At 46.0% G+C, this 17,777-nt stretch carries 18 protein-coding genes and 1 other RNA gene; 4 read left to right on the forward strand and 15 right to left on the reverse strand.

Features of this window, described 5'->3' with window-relative positions:
* Nucleotides 1-26 precede the first annotated feature (26 nt).
* The 8 genes from mraY to rsmI form a co-directional block, all read right to left on the reverse strand.
* Complete coding sequence (gene mraY, locus ATB76_RS07880; RefSeq protein ID WP_038866256.1) at nt 27-1,109, reverse strand: phospho-N-acetylmuramoyl-pentapeptide-transferase; 1,083 nt, start codon at nt 1,107-1,109, stop codon at nt 27-29.
* The gene (gene murF / locus ATB76_RS07885) at nt 1,109-2,473 is read right to left on the reverse strand and encodes a UDP-N-acetylmuramoyl-tripeptide--D-alanyl-D-alanine ligase (RefSeq protein ID WP_042605359.1); all 1,365 of its coding nucleotides are present in this window, start codon (nt 2,471-2,473) and stop codon (nt 1,109-1,111) included. Before murF ends, mraY begins: the two co-directional genes overlap by 1 nt.
* Nucleotides 2,470-3,951 (reverse strand): UDP-N-acetylmuramoyl-L-alanyl-D-glutamate--2,6-diaminopimelate ligase, encoded by a 1,482-nt coding sequence (gene murE, locus ATB76_RS07890; RefSeq protein ID WP_061035019.1) that lies wholly within the window; start codon nt 3,949-3,951, stop codon nt 2,470-2,472. The genes murF and murE overlap by 4 nt, the downstream gene beginning before the upstream one ends.
* Nucleotides 3,952-4,011: 60 nt before the next feature.
* Nucleotides 4,012-5,823, reverse strand: coding sequence for a penicillin-binding transpeptidase domain-containing protein (locus ATB76_RS07895; protein WP_096030829.1), 1,812 nt, complete (start codon nt 5,821-5,823; stop codon nt 4,012-4,014).
* Complete coding sequence (gene ftsL / locus ATB76_RS07900) at nt 5,820-6,137, reverse strand: cell division protein FtsL (protein ID WP_038866253.1); 318 nt, start codon at nt 6,135-6,137, stop codon at nt 5,820-5,822. Before ftsL ends, ATB76_RS07895 begins: the two co-directional genes overlap by 4 nt.
* Nucleotides 6,138-6,142: 5 nt before the next feature.
* Entirely contained in the window at nt 6,143-7,093 is a 951-nt protein-coding gene (gene rsmH / locus ATB76_RS07905) for a 16S rRNA (cytosine(1402)-N(4))-methyltransferase RsmH (protein ID WP_061035020.1), read from the reverse strand.
* Nucleotides 7,094-7,269: 176 nt separating this feature from the next.
* An RNA gene (gene rnpB / locus ATB76_RS07910) (RNase P RNA component class A) lies at nt 7,270-7,698 on the reverse strand.
* Nucleotides 7,699-8,080: 382 nt separating this feature from the next.
* Nucleotides 8,081-8,944 (reverse strand): 16S rRNA (cytidine(1402)-2'-O)-methyltransferase, encoded by an 864-nt coding sequence (gene rsmI / locus ATB76_RS07915; RefSeq protein ID WP_038866251.1) that lies wholly within the window; start codon nt 8,942-8,944, stop codon nt 8,081-8,083.
* A gap of 68 nt (nt 8,945-9,012) precedes the next feature.
* Between rsmI and ATB76_RS07920 the strand changes: the two genes are divergently transcribed.
* Genes ATB76_RS07920 through ATB76_RS07935 form a run of 4 tightly spaced genes read left to right on the forward strand, consistent with a single transcriptional unit; the run spans nt 9,013 to nt 12,470 of the window.
* Entirely contained in the window at nt 9,013-10,824 is a 1,812-nt protein-coding gene (locus tag ATB76_RS07920) for a penicillin-binding protein activator (protein WP_039974726.1), read from the forward strand.
* A complete protein-coding gene (locus ATB76_RS07925; protein WP_038878239.1) occupies nt 10,811-11,179 on the forward strand; it encodes a YraN family protein in 369 nt (122 codons plus the stop codon). Before ATB76_RS07920 ends, ATB76_RS07925 begins: the two co-directional genes overlap by 14 nt.
* 3 nt (nt 11,180-11,182) lie before the next feature.
* A complete protein-coding gene (locus ATB76_RS07930) occupies nt 11,183-11,773 on the forward strand; it encodes a phosphoheptose isomerase (protein WP_038866245.1) in 591 nt (196 codons plus the stop codon).
* 22 nt (nt 11,774-11,795) lie between these two features.
* Nucleotides 11,796-12,470, forward strand: a complete 675-nt coding sequence (locus ATB76_RS07935; RefSeq protein ID WP_038866243.1) for a BON domain-containing protein — start codon at nt 11,796-11,798, stop codon at nt 12,468-12,470.
* Nucleotides 12,471-12,522: 52 nt separating this feature from the next.
* Here ATB76_RS07935 and sspB read toward each other — a convergent pair whose 3' ends face one another.
* The 7 genes from sspB to rplM form a co-directional block, all read right to left on the reverse strand.
* Nucleotides 12,523-13,005, reverse strand: coding sequence for a ClpXP protease specificity-enhancing factor (gene sspB, locus ATB76_RS07940; RefSeq protein ID WP_061035021.1), 483 nt, complete (start codon nt 13,003-13,005; stop codon nt 12,523-12,525).
* Between the two features lie 22 nt (nt 13,006-13,027).
* The gene (gene sspA, locus ATB76_RS07945; RefSeq protein ID WP_005436105.1) at nt 13,028-13,663 is read right to left on the reverse strand and encodes a stringent starvation protein SspA; all 636 of its coding nucleotides are present in this window, start codon (nt 13,661-13,663) and stop codon (nt 13,028-13,030) included.
* A 97-nt stretch (nt 13,664-13,760) separates the two neighbouring features.
* Nucleotides 13,761-14,498, reverse strand: coding sequence for a cytochrome c1 (locus ATB76_RS07950; RefSeq protein ID WP_042599749.1), 738 nt, complete (start codon nt 14,496-14,498; stop codon nt 13,761-13,763).
* Nucleotides 14,495-15,760: a cytochrome bc complex cytochrome b subunit gene (locus ATB76_RS07955; protein ID WP_061035022.1), complete on the reverse strand. Its 1,266-nt coding sequence runs from the start codon at nt 15,758-15,760 to the stop codon at nt 14,495-14,497. Before ATB76_RS07955 ends, ATB76_RS07950 begins: the two co-directional genes overlap by 4 nt.
* The gene (gene petA, locus ATB76_RS07960; RefSeq protein WP_038866234.1) at nt 15,760-16,350 is read right to left on the reverse strand and encodes a ubiquinol-cytochrome c reductase iron-sulfur subunit; all 591 of its coding nucleotides are present in this window, start codon (nt 16,348-16,350) and stop codon (nt 15,760-15,762) included. Before petA ends, ATB76_RS07955 begins: the two co-directional genes overlap by 1 nt.
* A 564-nt stretch (nt 16,351-16,914) precedes the next feature.
* Complete coding sequence (gene rpsI / locus ATB76_RS07965; RefSeq protein ID WP_038866232.1) at nt 16,915-17,307, reverse strand: 30S ribosomal protein S9; 393 nt, start codon at nt 17,305-17,307, stop codon at nt 16,915-16,917.
* A gap of 15 nt (nt 17,308-17,322) precedes the next feature.
* Nucleotides 17,323-17,751: a 50S ribosomal protein L13 gene (rplM, locus tag ATB76_RS07970; RefSeq protein WP_005436093.1), complete on the reverse strand. Its 429-nt coding sequence runs from the start codon at nt 17,749-17,751 to the stop codon at nt 17,323-17,325.
* Between the last annotated feature and the right edge of the window lie 26 nt (nt 17,752-17,777).

Genomic DNA, 17,777 nt, shown 5'->3' on the forward strand with positions numbered 1-17,777 from the left:
ATTTGTCTTGTTCTTGGAAAGTGCGATTAACGCACTTTCAGAGTCGCTAGACCAATCAGAACAAGAACCATAGAAATAATCCAGAAGCGCACGATTACGCGAGGCTCTGGCCAACCTTTTAATTCGTAGTGATGGTGAATCGGTGCCATACGGAAAATACGCTGACCACGTAGTTTATAAGAACCTACCTGTAGAATTACCGATAGCGTTTCCATTACAAACACACCACCCATGATCACCAGTACCAACTCTTGACGAACCAGTACAGCGATAGTACCAAGCGCGCCACCTAGAGCAAGTGAACCAACATCGCCCATGAATACTTGTGCTGGGTAAGTGTTGAACCACAAGAAACCAAGGCCCGCACCAACGATTGCAGTACAAACGACAACCAGCTCAGAAGCGTGTGGGAGGTATGGAATATGAAGGTATTCAGAGAAGTTAATGTTACCTGTTGCCCAAGCAATCACAGCAAAGCCAGCCGCAACCAGAACCGTTGGCATGATAGCCAAGCCGTCTAGGCCATCGGTTAGGTTTACCGCATTACTAGTACCCACAATAACGAAGTAAGTGAGGATAATGTACATCAAGCCAAGTTGCGGCATGATGTCTTTAAAGAATGGCACAACAAGTTGAGTAGCTGCGGTATCTTTGCCGTAAGCGTACAACGCAAACGCCACGACAAATGCAATCAGCGACTGCCAAAAGTACTTCCAACGAGCAATCAGGCCGTCGGTATTCTTACGAACGACTTTACGATAATCATCAACAAAACCAATCGCCCCATAACCAAGCAGTACCGTCAGCACCGCCCACACGTATGGGTTCGATAAATCAGTCCATAAAAGAATAGTGATTGAAATAGCAGCCAAAATCATGATCCCCCCCATTGTAGGGGTACCACGCTTGCTAAAGTGAGACTCTGGACCTTCGTTACGAACAACCTGACCAATTTGTAGCATCTGTAGACGCTTGATCATGATAGGCCCCATCCATAAAGACAGACCTAAAGCAGTAAGTACACTAAGGATTGCTCGAAACGACAGGTATTCAAACAATCGGAAAAAAGACAGGTATGGCTGTAGCAGCTCGGCAAGCCAAATAATCATTAATAATACTCCTTCAAAGCAGCAGCGACTTCAAACATACGAGCACCGTTCGCTCCTTTCACCAACATTGTATGGTGTTGAGGTGCGGTTTGGTCTAGATGCTGCTTGATGTAGTCAATCATCTCTGGATGTGTCTCGAAATGGATGCCATCACAAAGTTCACTAATGACCTTCGTGTCTGCACCATACGTGAGAACGTGTTCAAATTTTTGTGGGGCAGCATGTTCCCCGACTTGACGATGAAGTGCAAGACTTTCCTCACCCAACTCCGCCATATTGCCTAAAATCAACCAACGCTCACCTTGGAATGCACTAAGCAAGTCCACCGCGGCCTTCATCGCTGGAACACTCGCGTTATAGCTGTCATCAATTAGCTTGATTTTATCGCTGAGTTCCTCAACTTCGACTCGACCTTTCACTTTATTTAAATGTTTAAGGCCATCACGAACTTCTTCTAACGTCGCGCCCATTTGTAACGCAATGATAGAAGCCGCAATCGCATTCGCAACGTTGTGTTGACCTATAATACCCAGAGACAGTTCAATTTCTTGTGAGTCTATTGCGAGATGTAGGTTAAAGCTTGCTTCGCCGGCGGCGTTCATTACAACATTTGTTGCATAAAAGTCAGCATCTGTGTTCGTTTGAGAAAATGTGATGACTTGCTTATCGGCAAGAACATGGTTCCACTTCTCACCACCATTGCTATCGAGGTTCACAATCGCAACACCGCCCGCAGGCAATCCCTGATAAATCTCGCCTTTAGCCTGTTTTACGCCATCAATCGAACCGAATCCCTCTAAGTGAGCGGCGGCTACGTTGTTGACTAACGCAATGTTAGGATGAACCAGTTGAGTCGTGTATTCGATCTCACCAATATGGTTGGCCCCAAGCTCAATCACAGCGTAATCATCGTCTTGTTGCGATCTCAATAACGTAAGCGGAACACCAATGTCATTGTTGAAGTTGCCCGCGGTAAACAGCACTTTGCCTTTCAACTGCAGGATACTTGCAACCATCTCTTTTACTGTAGTTTTGCCACAACTGCCCGTAATCGCCACTGTCGGTGTTTGACACGAATTGTGTACCCAAGATGCGACTTCACCTAACGCTATCTTAGTATCGGTAACAACAACTTGAGGGACATTCACATTAAGTTGCTTTTGCACTAACAGTGCACCCGCCCCTGACTCCACCGCTTGTTGGCAGAAATCGTGAGCATCAAAACGCTCTCCAACCAAAGCAACAAAAAGAGCACCCTGTTCGATCGCTCGAGTGTCGGTAGAAACAGATTCAATAGATAGGTCATTGCCAACCAGTTCACCGCCAGTCATATCCGCGACTTGAGAAAGCGTTACTGTGATCATGATGAAAGCCCCAATAGCGTCATGGCTGACTCGCGGTCAGAGTAATGGATGGTTCCAGAGTTTAGAATTTGGTAGTCCTCATGACCTTTACCTGCCAGAAGGATAATGTCTTGCGGAGAAGCATGTTCCAGTGCGTAAGACAGCGCTTTAAAACGGTCATGCTGCACAATCGCCTCAGCAGGTTTTGTTAGGCCGGCCAGCATGTCTTTCATGATCAGCACAGGGTCTTCACTGCGAGGGTTATCATCGGTAAGCACTATCTTGTCACCCAAACGCTCAGCGATTTCCGCCATCATTGGGCGCTTACCAGCATCACGGTCACCACCACAGCCGAAAATAGCCCAAAGCTCACCCTGGCAATGCACACGCAATGCTTGCAGCGCTTTTTCTAGCGCGTCAGGCGTGTGGGCGTAATCCACCACGACTTTTGCCTTGTCGTCAGCTTGGAAGAGTTCCATACGACCAAGAACAGGCTGTAATTGACCTGCCGTTGCCAGCAAATCTTGCTTGCTAAAACCGAGACTAAGTAACGTTGTGAATGCCAACATCAGGTTTGCTGCATTGAACTCGCCAATCAGCGGCGCATGAAGAATTCCTTCACCAAACTTGCCATCAAACTCAATCGTAATGCCTGACTCTGCGTAAACAATGTCAGTAGCAAATACGGATTGTAGGAATTCTGAATTCGGCTTGAGTGAAACAGCTATGGCATTCGATAATTGCTTCGCCCACGCAGCTCCCACTGTATCATCGACATTGATGATCGCATGCTCGCATTGGTGAGTGGTAAACAGCATCAGCTTCGCCTTTGCATACTCTTCCATCGTGCCATGATAATCCAAGTGATCACGGCTCAGATTGGTGAACACACCAGCGGTAAAAGACAATGCTTTAACACGACCTTGAATCAGACCATGAGAGGAAACTTCAAGCGCAGTGTAATATGCTTTTTGCTCGGCGAGCGAGGATAGGGTCTTTTGGATTTCAACTGCGTTGCCTGTGGTGTTTGCGGCTTCTTGCAGATCATCTAGAAAGCCATTCCCTGTTGTCCCCATTACCGCCGCTTTGGAACCGACCAAATCAATCCATTGGGCGATAAGCTGAGTGATGGTAGTTTTGCCGTTGGTGCCAGTGACACCAATCAGCTCCATATTGGGATAATGGTAGAACTGACCTGCGATTTGAGAAAGGCACTTATCCAGTGCATCGAGGTAAATCACTGGAACATTATCAATAATCTCAATCGTACCGTGTGCTTTTCGCTCACAGGCTTGAGCGATCGCCGCGTTAGCACCTTGCTGGATGGCCTTCGCGATAAAATCACGTCCATCGACAGCATGGCCAATGATGGCAACAAAAGTAGTGCCGGACTGAACTCGTCTACTATCGAGTTCCAGTTCAGAGACAAGAACGGACGACAAACTTGGGCAATCAACCCAATTGGAAAGCAGCGCGTCCATACTGATGGCTTTGGTCATATTTGTTCTCCGAGCTTTAGCTCAGCTTTCTAGATTTTGTTTCTCAGTAAACATCGAAGCCTACTGTTGGAATTTGTTTTCGTCAGGGGCAACATTCAGAATTTGCAGCGCGCCTTTCATGATTTCAGAAAAGACTGGCGAAGCAACTGAACCGCCATAGTAGTCATCACCTTGCGGTTCATTAACTACAACAACCAATGCAAGTCTTGGATCGCTCACAGGAGCAACACCGGCCGTGTAGTTGATGTACTCATCACTATAGCCACCAGCGGTTGCTTTTCGAGCCGTACCCGTTTTGGCACCAACTCGATAGCCCGGAACCGCAGCACGACGGGCTGAACCGCCTTTTTGCGTTACCGTTTCCAGCATATCGAGTACAAGGCGTGCATTTTTTTGGCTAACAACTTGGCGAGCCATATCGTTGTCGTTACTTTCGATAATATGAATCGGCTCATATTTACCTAAGTTACCCAAGGTTGCGTAAGCATGCGCTAACTGAATTGGGGTCACCGATAAACCGTAACCAAAGGCGATGGTGGCGCGTTCAATTGGCGACCAACGCGAGCGACTCGGAAAAATACCCACAACTTCACCGACTAAGTTCAAGCCAGAAAGTTCTCCCAAACCAACAGAACTGTATAAACCAAGCAATGCTTCTACTGGCATACGCATAGCTAACTTGGTCACACCGATATTACTCGATTTCTTCAAGATGGTCGTTAAGCTCGCTTTTCCTACCTTTGGTGCATCACGAACACGGCTGCCACCCAATTGAAGAATACCGTTTCCAGTATCTACGATGGTGTCTTTATCTGCGACCTCATTTTCTAAGGCGGCTAAAACAACGAATGGCTTAATTGTAGAGCCCGGCTCTAAAGAGTCGGTGATTACTCGGTTACGCATTTTGTAACTTTGCCAATCGCTACGATTATTTGGGTTATAAGATGGCGCGTTCACCATCGCCAACACAGCGCCCGTTTTTACATCAAGCACCACTACAGAACCAGATGTTGCGCGATGGTCAGCAACCGCTTGTTTAATTGCGCGATAAGCAACAGCTTGAATTCGCTGATCAATAGTCAGTTGTAGCGGTTTACCTTCTTGTTTCTCTTCAAGAGCAATATTCTCAACAACACGGCCATAGCGGTCTTTACGAATGGTTTTCTTGCCTGCAGCACCAGTTAACCATTCATCATAGCTTCGCTCTACACCTTCTAGACCATGACCATCAATCCCCGTAACACCGACTAAGTGAGCACTAACCTCACCAGCAGGATAGTAACGACGAGATTCAGATTTCAAGCCTACACCGGGTAGTTTGAGTTCACGAATGTAGTTAGCCATCGCAGGGCTTACCTGACGCTGAAGGTAGATAAAGCGACGCTTTTCATTTTTCTTGATCTTATTGATCAGGCCTTGTCGGTCCAAACCAAGAACGTCAGCTAATGCATACCAACTTTTGGTTTGCTGTAGCGCGCCCTCTTTGAAGATGGTTTTTGGATCGGCCCATACAGCCTCAACAGGAACACTAACGGCAAGAGGTTCGCCATTACGATCAGAAATTATACCGCGCGCAGAAGGAATGGCTTTAACACGGACTGAACGAAGGTCACCTTGCTTGATAAGGTTATCAGGCTCGATGATTTGAATGTAGGCAACGCGCCCAACGAGTAGGGCAAATGCACAAAAGACGAAAAACAGCAGTAACTGAAAGCGCCAGCGAATCAAAAAGGATTCGGGTTCAACAACGTCTGTTTCTTGAGGTTCTTTTGCTTCTTTGGTGGGTTGCGACTTTGCAGCAACCACTTTCTTTTCTTTGGCTGCTGGCTTGCGCGAATTTCCTTGTTTCGATTTGGCTTTCTTTCCAATCATTTTAGCGTGATAACCACTTCTTTATCGCCATCTGGTCGTTTCATTTCAAGATCCTTCTTTGCCAAGTCTTGAACGCGACTGTGTTCCGCGAGGGCTGTTTCTTCCAACATTAGGTTGCGCCATTCGCTATCCAATCGCTCTCGCTCAACCAATGTATGATCTTTTTCAGTGATCGCTTGACGCGCATGATGGGTGGCAAAGACCACTCCCATTGCCGATGAGAATATTAAAATCATCAACAATAACGACCAGCGACCAACGGAAATCAAATCCGTCGCAATCAACTTAGCAAGATTAGGAGTGGTTTTCGTCATAATAATTAAAGCTTTTCTGCAATTCTTAGTACTGAACTACGAGAGCGAGGGTTGAGTTCGATTTCTTGCTTCGTTGGCTTAATCGCCTTGCTCACCGCTTTCATGTTTGCACTGCCCAATGCTCGGATTTGTTCTTCCGTCATTGGGATGCCATGTGGCACTTCTGGGCCTTTGCTCTCTTTACGGATAAAGCGTTTCACCATGCGGTCTTCCAACGAATGGAAGCTGATGACCGATAGGCGACCTTCTGGAGCCAAAATGCTTGCCGCGCCTTTTAGTGCAGTATCAATTTCTTCTAATTCACTATTGATGTAAATGCGAAAAGCCTGAAAAGCACGGGTTGCTGGGTGTTTTTTCTCTTTGAAGCTCTTTGGTGCGGCGTCCGAAATCAACTTCGCTAGCTGACCAGTGCGAACCATCGGCTCGTTTTCTTCGTCTTCGCGGTATGCCACGATAGCTTTGGCAATGCGACGTGCATGTTTGTCTTCACCAAACTCACGAATCACCCAAGTGATATCATCAAGATCAGCTTCCATCAACCATTGTGAAACTGGAACGCCAGAAGTCGGGTCCATACGCATATCTAACGGGCCATCTTTCATAAAGCTAAAGCCACGTTCAGCATCATCAAGCTGTGGAGAAGAAACGCCAAGGTCTAGTAATACACCATCGACTTTACTCACAAGATCGTACTCTTCTGCATACTGTGCCATGCCTGAAAATGGGCCATGGATGATAGTAAAACGAGGATCGTCAATTTTGCCTGCTTCAGCAATTGCTTGAGGGTCGCGATCGATGCTGTACAAGCGGCCGTTTTCGCCTAATTTCGACAAGATAGTTCGGCTGTGACCGCCACGGCCAAATGTTCCATCGATATAGATACCATCGGGTTTGATAGCCAAGCCATCAATGGATTCATTTAATAACACTGAGATATGTTGAAATGTTTCGGTCATAGCTTTCTCGTTGAATGATCTTGAAGCGATTCTTTAGTGTACTGATTTCCCACATCATCGCCACCTCAAGTCTAAAGTTAGACGTGATTCAGCGCCAAGTTTATTGGTAATGACATAGTTTGCGTCAATAAAATGCAAAAAACCCATCACTACCGAAGTAGTGATGGGTCTCGAATAGGTGGAGCCGACACATAAGCCGGGTTCTGTTCCGCTTGCGCGGCGGTAGCCATTCGTCTAGGCCAGCAATCACTCACTGGCTCGAGCAACCTACCCGCCTCCTTACGCGAGCAACGCAATGTGGAGGCCTATTTGGTCTTGCTTCAGGTGGAGTTTACCCTGCTACGAACTATTACTAGTCGTCCGGTGCGCTCTTACCGCACCCTTTCACCCTTACCTGTGCCCTAAGGCCATCGGCGGTCTTCTCTCTGCTGCACTTGTCGTAGGCTTGCGCCCCCCAGGCGTTACCTGGCACCTTGCTCTATGAAGCCCGGACTTTCCTCCCCTTTGTCAGTCTCCCGAAGGACGTCAACGTCAGTCTCCCAAAGGGACCTCAACGTCAGTCTCCCGAAGGACATCAACAAAGCAGCGACTACCCAGTCAGCTCCGAGGGCGGATTGTATAGAGTTATCTACTCAGAGTCTAGTGAGATAACAGAATTGCTGAAAACGGCGGGTTAAGTGCTCAAAAAGACAGCAGCGAATGGAAACGCTTCGCTCCGAGAGAAAGAAAAATGGAGCACTAAGGTTTGGAACTCGAGATCATGATGCTCCGAAAGATGGCCTTGAAAGTTAAAGTGGGAAAATAAATGCACAGTTACATTAACAACGCACTTCTTACCCCTGTCTATGTAAGATTAAAAACTCCTCCACTCATAAACAACAAAAGGAGAGTCGCGTTAACGACTCCCCTTCTTAATCTTATCTAGATAACTCTGAAAACTAACGGCGCTTAAAGGAAACTACCGAAGCGCCAACGCTCTACGGACTTCTAGTTCAGATTCTCTAAGCCCCACTTATAAAGTGCGTTCTTTTTCAGGCTGTAGATTTCTGCGGCTAATGCTGCAGCTTTCTTTAACGGCAGTTCTTTTGTCAGAATAGCCAAAGTGCGGGTCGCTTCGTCTGGTAGCGATTCTTCGCTTGAATCACGGTGACCGTGAATAAGGAGTACCATCTCACCACGTTGTTGGTTTCCGTCACTTTTCACCCATTCAATCAGTTCGCCAAGTGGCATTCCCTGAATAGTTTCAAAGGTTTTCGTTAACTCACGAGCTAACACGACTTCTCGTTCTGGGCCAAGAACGTCTAACATGTCTTGTAGAGAGTCTAAAATGCGATGCGGTGATTCATAAAAGATACAAGTGCGTTCCACTGACGCAATTTCTAAGAACTTGTCTTTACGGCCTTTGCTTTTCGGTGGTAGAAAGCCTTCAAAGCTAAAACGATCCGATGGCAAGCCCGACGCACTTAACGCAGTGATGACCGCACACGCACCAGGAAGAGGCACAACTCTAACGCCCGCTTGACGACATTTTGTTACCAAGTGGTATCCTGGATCGCTTATTAGCGGCGTACCAGCATCAGACACCAAAGCGATTGACTGACCTGATAGTAGCTTTTCAACCAAAACTTGCGCTTTTTGCTGCTCGTTATGATCGTGTAGCGCGAAAGTTTTGGTTTGGATATTGAAGTGAGACAGTAATTTGCCCGTATGTCGAGTATCCTCAGCGGCAATGATGTCCACATTCGACAGAACTTCGATAGCACGTTGAGTGATATCCGCTAAATTTCCGATTGGAGTCGGTACGATGTAGAGAGTTGGCCCCTCATTCGGCAACTTATTTTTATCTGTCATTTGTTTACGATCACTTCAACGATTAATATAGAGACAATTTTGTACAAAATTATAGAGAACTCACGGCAATGATGAACCATAAGAGACTCAGTGTACCACGCTTACTCACTCCTGTTGCACTGGCAATTACGCTCGCCGCCTGTTCTTCAGGCCCGCGCCAACCAGATAGCGTAGACATTACACTAGAGCCTACACAGTCTGCTCAGAACTACATGATTCAAGCTGATAGCACGGAAGGTAGCCTACAAAACGACTGGTTGATCATGGCTGCAAAAGCGGCGATTCAAGCCAACGAATTGGATCAAGCAGAGTTGCTTATCAAGCGACTTGGCCGCCAGCAATTGACCGAAGTTCAACAAGCTGAATGGCAACTGGCTCGAGCGACCATACAACAAAAGCAAGGCAATTACTCTCAATTGCTGCAAACGTTGAACTTCCAATCATGGTGGAAGCTGCCAAGTGAGCAGTGGAAAGACTACTACCAATTGCGTGCTGACGCTTATCAAAGTCTGAACCAACCGTTCGAAGCAAACCGTCAGCTCGTAGCTCAAGGTCAATATGCTTCATCCGCAGAACAACGTGAGATCTCTAGCCGAATTTGGATGAATTTTGGCAGCTATTCTGAAAACGAATTAACGTCATTGCAAACAGCGCCAAATGAAGATGTGCTGGACGGGTGGCTGCAATTAGCTATCTACGCCAAAACACTTTCAAGTAACTTACCTCAATTACAAAACACCTTAGAGCGCTGGTTAGACGAAAATCCATCACACCCAGCTGCGGTTTATACGCCAGCAGAAATCCAAAATATCTTGTCGCTGGATATTGTGAAACCAAACAATACGGCGCTATTGTTACCACTAACCGGTAAATTTGCACCGCAAGCTCAGTTGATCCGTGATGGTTTCATCTTCGCAATGATGAATGATGATGTACGCGACCCAAGTGCAACGTTAACCGTAATTGATACTCACGCGTACAGTGCAGACCAAATCAAACAGCGCTTAATCAATGAGAATATCGACTTTGTTGTGGGACCACTACAGAAAGAAAACGTTGAGAAACTGCAAGCAACACTAGATGGCTCAGAAACTGGTGTGAAGATCCCAGCACTGGCATTGAACATCCCAGAGGAAGTTCAACCAGGAACAGACATGTGTTACCTAGCACTGTCTCCAGAGCAAGAAGTCGCACAAGCGGCGAAGTACCTTTTCAATCAGGGCTACCAATTCCCAATGATCTTGGCTCCGAATGGCGCCTACGGTCAGCGTGTGGTTGAAGCCTTCAATGAAGAGTGGCGCAAGTACAGCTCAAATAAAGTGGCTTCGAGCTACTTTGGCGATAAACGTCAGTTACAGAAGAACATTAACAATGTATTCGGTCTACAAGAGAGCCAGCAGCGTATAGCCCAAATGCAGTCACTCATGCGTATTTCTTTAGAGAGCCCACCACGCAGTCGTCGTGATGTCGATGCGGTTTACATTGTCGCACGAAGCTCTGAGCTAACACTGATTAAGCCCTTTATTGAAGTAGCGATTAACCCAGATGCGAAGCCACCAAAACTGTTCTCAAATTCACGCAGTAACAGTGGTGGTGCAACGTATGAAGATCTATCTGGTGTGGCTTACAGTGACATTCCAATGTTGATCAACCCTGACCCTACCGTTATGGCAGAAATGAACGAGTTATGGTCAGATCAATCCAACATGGAAAAACGTTTAGAAGCACTTGGTATGGACGCCTATAAGCTCATTGGTGAGTTACCACAGATGAAGCTTCTGCCGGGTTACTCAGTAAGCGGCCAAACAGGTGTACTTAGCATTGACAACAACTGTGTTGTGCAACGCGAGCTAGACTGGGCCGAGCGTGGGGCTCTTTAGCAAGCGACAAATCGGTGATCAATACGAAACCCTGGCGAAGCAATATTTGCAGCGTCAGGGTTTACGCTTTATAGCTCAAAACTTTCTGACCAAAGTCGGCGAAATTGATTTAATCTTCCAACAAGGTGAAACTATCGTCTTTGTTGAGGTCAAATATCGTAATAATGATCGCTTTGGCTCAGCAGCAGAGATGGTCACTCGCGCAAAAATGCGTAAACTAGTCAAAACAGCCCAAATTTGGCTAAGCCAGCAAAAACGTATGGCACAAAATATAGATTATCGGTTTGATGTGGTCGCCATTCACGACAGTGGTAGAGACATTAACTGGATACAAAATGCAATCTCTGAAGGATAAACGATGCTAGACAGCATTAAAGACAGTTTTACAGAAAGTATTCAAATTCAAATTGCGGCAGCAGAAGCGCTGCCAGATGCCATCACTCACGCCGCTCAAGCAATGGTGTCGAGCCTGCTCAATGGCAACAAAATCCTATGCTGTGGCAACGGTGGCAGTGCTTCGAACTCGCAACAGTTTGTCTCTTGCCTTTTGAACCGATTCGAAACTGAACGCCCTAGCCTTCCAGCAATGGCTTTAACAGCAGACAACACAACATTGACTGCTGTAGCGAACGATTACCACTACCAAGAGATCTTCTCTAAGCAAGTACGCGCATTTGGTCAACCGGGCGATATCTTGTTGGCGATCTCAACCAGTGGCAACAGCAAAAACGTCATTAAAGCAATGGAAGCCGCAGTAACTCGCGACATGACGATCATTGCTTTTACGGGTAAAGATGGTGGTGAGATGGCTGGTCTACTGGGTGAGCACGACGTTGAAATTCGTATTCCATCCCACCGTACAGCGCGCATTCATGAAGTTCATATGGTGACACTTCACTGCCTGTGCGATCTAATCGACCAAGTGCTTTTCCCAGCTCACGAAGAATAATCCAGATTGAGAGTTTAGAATTATGATACGTAGTCTTGTCATTTTATGTGCAGCACTCAGTATGAGTGGTTGTGCAGGTTTATTTATTGCCGGGGCAGCGACAACTGCCAATATCGTCACTGATACGCGAACCACCAAAGAGATTTGGCAAGACAACAACATCGAATTCGAAGTTGCGGCCATCGGTAACAAAGCCCCCTTCAAAGGCAAGGCTCGTATCGTCGCTAGCGCATACAACGGAACGGTTGTTCTAATGGGACAAGCACCGACTCAAGAGCTCATCAATGAGTTTGAAAATCGAGCACGTGAAGTTGATGGCGTTGAGAACATCCATAATCAAATTAAACAGAAAGAGCCACTGAGCGTAACTCAAATCAGCAACGACAGTTGGATTACCACAAAAGTAAAATCCGCCTTGTTGACTGACAGCGATCTAAACGGTGTGAAAGTAAAAGTCATTACCGAAGACAGCGACGTATTCTTATTTGGTTACGTGACACCTGAGCAAAGTCAGAAAGCAACTGATATCGCACGAAACATTTCTGGAGTAAAACAAGTCATTAAAGGGTTCCAATACGGCGATGAAAAACCACTCGAAGTAGAAGAGTCCGAAGTGGTAAAAAGCCAAGAAGCTGAAGTCAGTGACTTGAATACCACAACAAAAGCAACGCCGATAGAAGAAACTGACGTGAATTAGTGTTGCAGCGTAGATAAATGAAAAGAAAAAAGCAGCGTAAACGCTGCTTTTTTTATTTGATAACTCTTAAGCTTGGTCTGCCTTTCGGGCGATGCGTTTCTTCCTCTTCCGATTCGGTTTCCGCAGCCTCAGAAGGCTCATCGCTTACGGTAGAGAACGTTGGAGATACATCTTCCTCAACAATCCCCTCTTCTTCGATGTGAGTGTAAGCTTCTTCAGGCTCAAACATAGTCCCAGCGCCATTCTCGCGAGCATAGATAGCTTGAACAGCATACACTGGCACGATAACGGAATGCGGGCGACCACTAAAGCGGGCTTGAAAGGTAATCGCATCATTACCCAACTCTAGATGACCAACAGCACGTGGAGCAATATTCAAGATGATTTGACCATCTTGAATAAACTCAACTGGTACACGCACACCTGGCATAGTTGCATCTACAACCAAGTGCGGAGTTAAGTCGTTGTCTACTAGCCAATCGTAAAATGCACGAAGCATATACGGACGGCGAGCAGTCATTTTAGCAATATCCATAACAAGTAAACTGAACCGTTAATTAGCGAACTAGGCGCATTTCACGTTCAGCTTCTGTTAGAGAAGCTAGGAATGAATCACGTTCAAACACGCGGTTCATGTAAACCTTGATTTCTTTTGAGCCAGGGCCAACAAGATCAATACCTAGTTGAGGTAGACGCCACAATAGTGGTGCTAGGTAACAATCGATTAGGCTGAACTCTTCACTCATGAAGTATTCGTACTCAGCAAAGATAGGCGCTAGAGTCAGAAGATCATTACGTAGTTTAGTACGCGCTTTTTCTGATTCTTCCGCGTTACCCTTAACCACTTTTTCAGCGAGTGAGTACCAGTTACGTTCGATACGGTACATCATCAAGCGGCTGTTACCACGAGCTACTGGGTAAACAGGCATTAGAGGTGGATGAGGGAAACGCTCGTCCAGGTACTCCATGATGATTTTTGAATCGTAAAGAGCTAGCTCACGGTCAACAAGAGTTGGCACTGATTTGTATGGGTTTAACTCTACAAGCTCAGCAGGAAGGTTTGCTTCATCGACAAGCTCAACTTCAACGCTTACGCCTTTTTCAGCTAGTACGATGCGAACCTGATGGCTATACAAATCTGATGCACTCGAGAAAAGAGTCATCACAGAACGTTTATTGGCAGCTACAGCCATGGAGCCCTCCAGTACACTTACAAATAAAAATAATGGAGGCGCTAGCCTCCATTATTCGTCAATTAAAATTGGGAATTAGCACGGTATGATAGCACAATTAATGCACATCACGCCAATACTCTTTCTTGAGCAACACGACAACGATAGTTAATAGAACTAGGAAGCCCATTACCCACCAGCCAATTGCATGACGTTCGAGTTGAACAGGGTCACCGGAGTACACCAAGAAGTTCACGAGGTCGCCGACTGCTTTGTCGTATTCGCCAGAACTTAGCTCACCCGTACCGCTGGTTTGTGTGCCAACAACGACTTGTACTTCTTCACCATCTACGATTTTAGTGCCGTAAACTGGCATAGGAATACCTTGAAGCTCTTCAAGCACATGCGGCATACCAACACTTGGGAATACAATGTTGTTCACCCCAAATGGACGAGATGGGTCAACATAGAAAGAACGCAGGTAAGTGTATAGCCAATCTGCACCACGAACTCGAGCAACCAAAGTTAAGTCTGGTGGCGGAGCACCAAACCAGTCAGCCGCTTGCTTCGCAGGCATTGCATTTACCATTAGATCACCAACCTTTGCTTCTGGATCGAAGATCAGGTTTTCTTTCATTAGATCAATCGGAATATCCAAGTCTGTCGCAACACGCTCGTAACGCTGGTATTGCGTTGAGTGACAAGCAAAACAGTAGTTCATGAATAGTTTCGCGCCATTTTGCAGCGAAGCCTTATCCGTTAAGTCCACGTTCGCCTTATCTAACGGAACGTTGGCACCTGCTGCCATAGCAAGAGACGGCAGCATAGCAAATAGAATTACAATCCACTTCTTCATTTGAATGTCACCCTCTCTGGTAATGGTTTGGTTGCTTCATTTTTGCTGTAGAAGAACAGCAATACAAAGAACATGAAGTAACACAAGCTAAAGATCTGAGACAGAATCGTGTACAACGGCGTTGCCGGCAATGCACCCAAAATACCCAGAGCAATAAAGGCGATAGTGAATTGAATAATATTAAATAGATGGATCTTACTACGGTAACGGTACGAACGTACTTTACAGCGATCCAGCCAAGGAAGAACAAACAGCACCACAATAGACGCGCCCATTAGGATTACACCCAATAGTTTGTCTGGAACCGCACGCAAGATTGCGTAAAACGGTGTGAAGTACCATACCGGAGCGATGTGCTCAGGTGTCTTCAATGGGTTTGCTGCCTCAAAGTTAGGCGGCTCAAGGAAGTACCCACCCATTTCTGGGTTGAAGAACAATACATAACAGAAGAAGAACAAGAAGCCAGCAACACCAACAAGATCCTTAACCGTACCGTATGGATGGAAAGGAATTGAGTCGATGATGTCGTATTTCTTCGTGTAGTAGTCGTGGAACTTAAATTGCGTATTGTAATCGTCACCCATAGAGCCTTTTGGTAGCTTCGTTTCGATACCATCAGGGTTGTTAGAGCCGACTTCGTGCAGGGCCAGTACGTGTAGCACAACAAGAAGAAGCAGAACGATAGGCAGTGCAATTACGTGTAGTGCGAAGAAACGGTTTAGTGTTGCACCTGAGATGATGTAGTCACCACGGATCCAAAGCGTTAGGTCGTCGCCAATAACAGGAATCGCACCAAATAGAGAAATGATTACCTGGGCACCCCAATATGACATCTGACCCCATGGTAGTAGATAACCCATGAACGCTTCTGCCATTAGAACCAAGAAGATCAACATACCGAAGATCCACAGTAGCTCACGAGGCTTTTGGTAAGAACCGTAGATCAGACCACGGAACATGTGTAGGTACACAACGACAAAGAACGCCGAAGCGCCAGTTGAGTGCATGTAACGCAATAGCCAACCGTACTCAACATCACGCATGATGTATTCAATAGAAGCAAACGCGCCATCGCCAGACGGAACGTAGTTCATCGTTAGCCAAATACCGGTAAGAATCTGGTTAACAAGTACCAACATTGCCAAGGAACCGAAAAGGTACCAAAAGTTGAAGTTCTTTGGCATTGGGTATTCAGACAAGTGCTTTTTATAAGCATTCATCGCTGGAATACGTTTTTCTACCCAGTCTAATATCGCTTGCATTATGCATCTCCCTCATCAACACCGATCATGAGCTTGGTGTCGCTCAAGTACATGTGCTTAGGAACGACTAAGTTCAGTGGCGCTGGAACACCCTGGAACACTCGACCAGCCATATCAAACTTAGAACCATGACAAGGACAGAAGAAGCCCGACTTAACGCCTTGTACTTGTTCTGAGAACGTATCTGGTAGGTAAGTAGGTGAACAGCCCAAGTGAGTACAGAAACCAACCGCCACAAAATACTCAGGTTTGATCGAGCGGTACTCGTTCTGAGCATAAACTGGTTGTTGTTCCATTTCTGATTGCGGGTCACGAAGCTGACCATCAATACTCTTAAGATTATCGACCACTTCTTGAGTTCGGCGTACTACCCATACAGGCTTACCCTGCCACTCAACACGGACCATTTGGCCTGGTTCAATTTTACTGATATCCACTTCCACCGGCGCGCCAGCAGCTTTCGCTTTGGCACTCGGGTTCCATGATTTGATAAAAGGAACGGCGACGGCAGCTGCCCCTAAGCCACCAACAACTGCCGTTGTAGCGGTTAGAAAACGCCTGCGACCGTTATTTAAAGGCGCGTTGCTCATCCAAACATTCTCCCATTTGCTCCCTTTGGATCGTTATTATTCCGCTTATAAGAGCATGGCTAACAAATTATGAATTTAGTTCTATTTATTGGGGGGAAATGATAAAGAAAACCCTACTTTTTGACAAGATAAAGCTACCTTTTTGTAACATTTGTGAGGCAAATCGCCCACGCCGTCACAAAAGCGGCAAAATTATAAAAAATAGATGTGATTTGTAACAAGAAAGCGAAACGAATAACGACTAAAAACAAGAGCTAACGCCTTTTATTTCGGTTGTTTTCAGCGGATTAAGCAGAAAGATATTTCAAGAATGTGAAGGTACTCTCCACTTTTATCATGTGCGATTTGTAGCACGAATAAATTACATAAAGCAGTACATAAGACAAACAAATGTTGCCAGGATATTAAGGAGAGATGCTGAAGCGACGGGAAACAAAAAACAGACGTTTAACTGAGGTTATAAAAACAGAAGGTTATAAAAACAAAAAGCTCGGCATATAGCCGAGCTTTGGTACACAGTATCCAGAGAAACTCTGGAAAAGCATAATTTCCAGTAAGAGGAAATTAACGCTTAGAGAACTGTGGACGACGACGTGCTTTACGTAGACCAACTTTCTTACGTTCAACGCAACGAGCGTCACGAGTAACGTAACCAGCTGCACGTAGAGCAGGACGGAAAGACTCATCGTACTCCATAAGAGCGCGAGTGATACCGTGACGGATAGCACCAGCTTGACCAGAAATACCGCCACCTTTAACAGTAACGTATAGGTCTAGCTTCTCAGTTAGTTCAACTAGCTCAAGAGGTTGTTTAACAACCATGCGAGAAGTTGGACGACCGAAGTACTCATCAAGGCTACGCTTGTTGATTACGATGTTGCCGCTGCCTGGTTTGATGAAAACACGCGCAGCTGAGCTTTTGCGACGGCCAGTGCCGTAGTATTGATTCTCTGCCATTTTCGAAATCCCCAATTAGATGTCTAGTACTTGTGGTTGTTGAGCAACATGGTTGTGCTCAGCGCCCGCGTAAACTTTAAGCTTACGGTACATAGCACGGCCTAGAGGACCACGTGGAAGCATGCCTTTAACTGCTAGCTCAAGAACCATCTCAGGTTTACGATCGATCAACTTTTCAAAAGTGATAGATTTTAGACCACCTGGGAATTCAGAGTGACGGTAGTACACTTTGCCTTTAGCTTTGTTGCCAGTTACAGCAACTTTCTCAGCGTTGATAACGATGATGTAATCACCAGTGTCAACGTGAGGAGTGTACTCAGCTTTATGTTTGCCACGTAGGCGAGATGCAATTTCACTTGCTAGACGGCCAAGAGTTTTACCCTCTGCGTCTACAACATACCAGTCGCGTTTTACAGTTTCTGGTTTAGCAACGAAAGTTTTCATGCTAATAATAACCCGTTAATTAAATT

Origin of the sequence: Vibrio sp. MOR3 (assembly GCF_001557775.1) — a bacterium.
GTDB lineage: Bacteria > Pseudomonadota > Gammaproteobacteria > Enterobacterales > Vibrionaceae > Vibrio > Vibrio jasicida.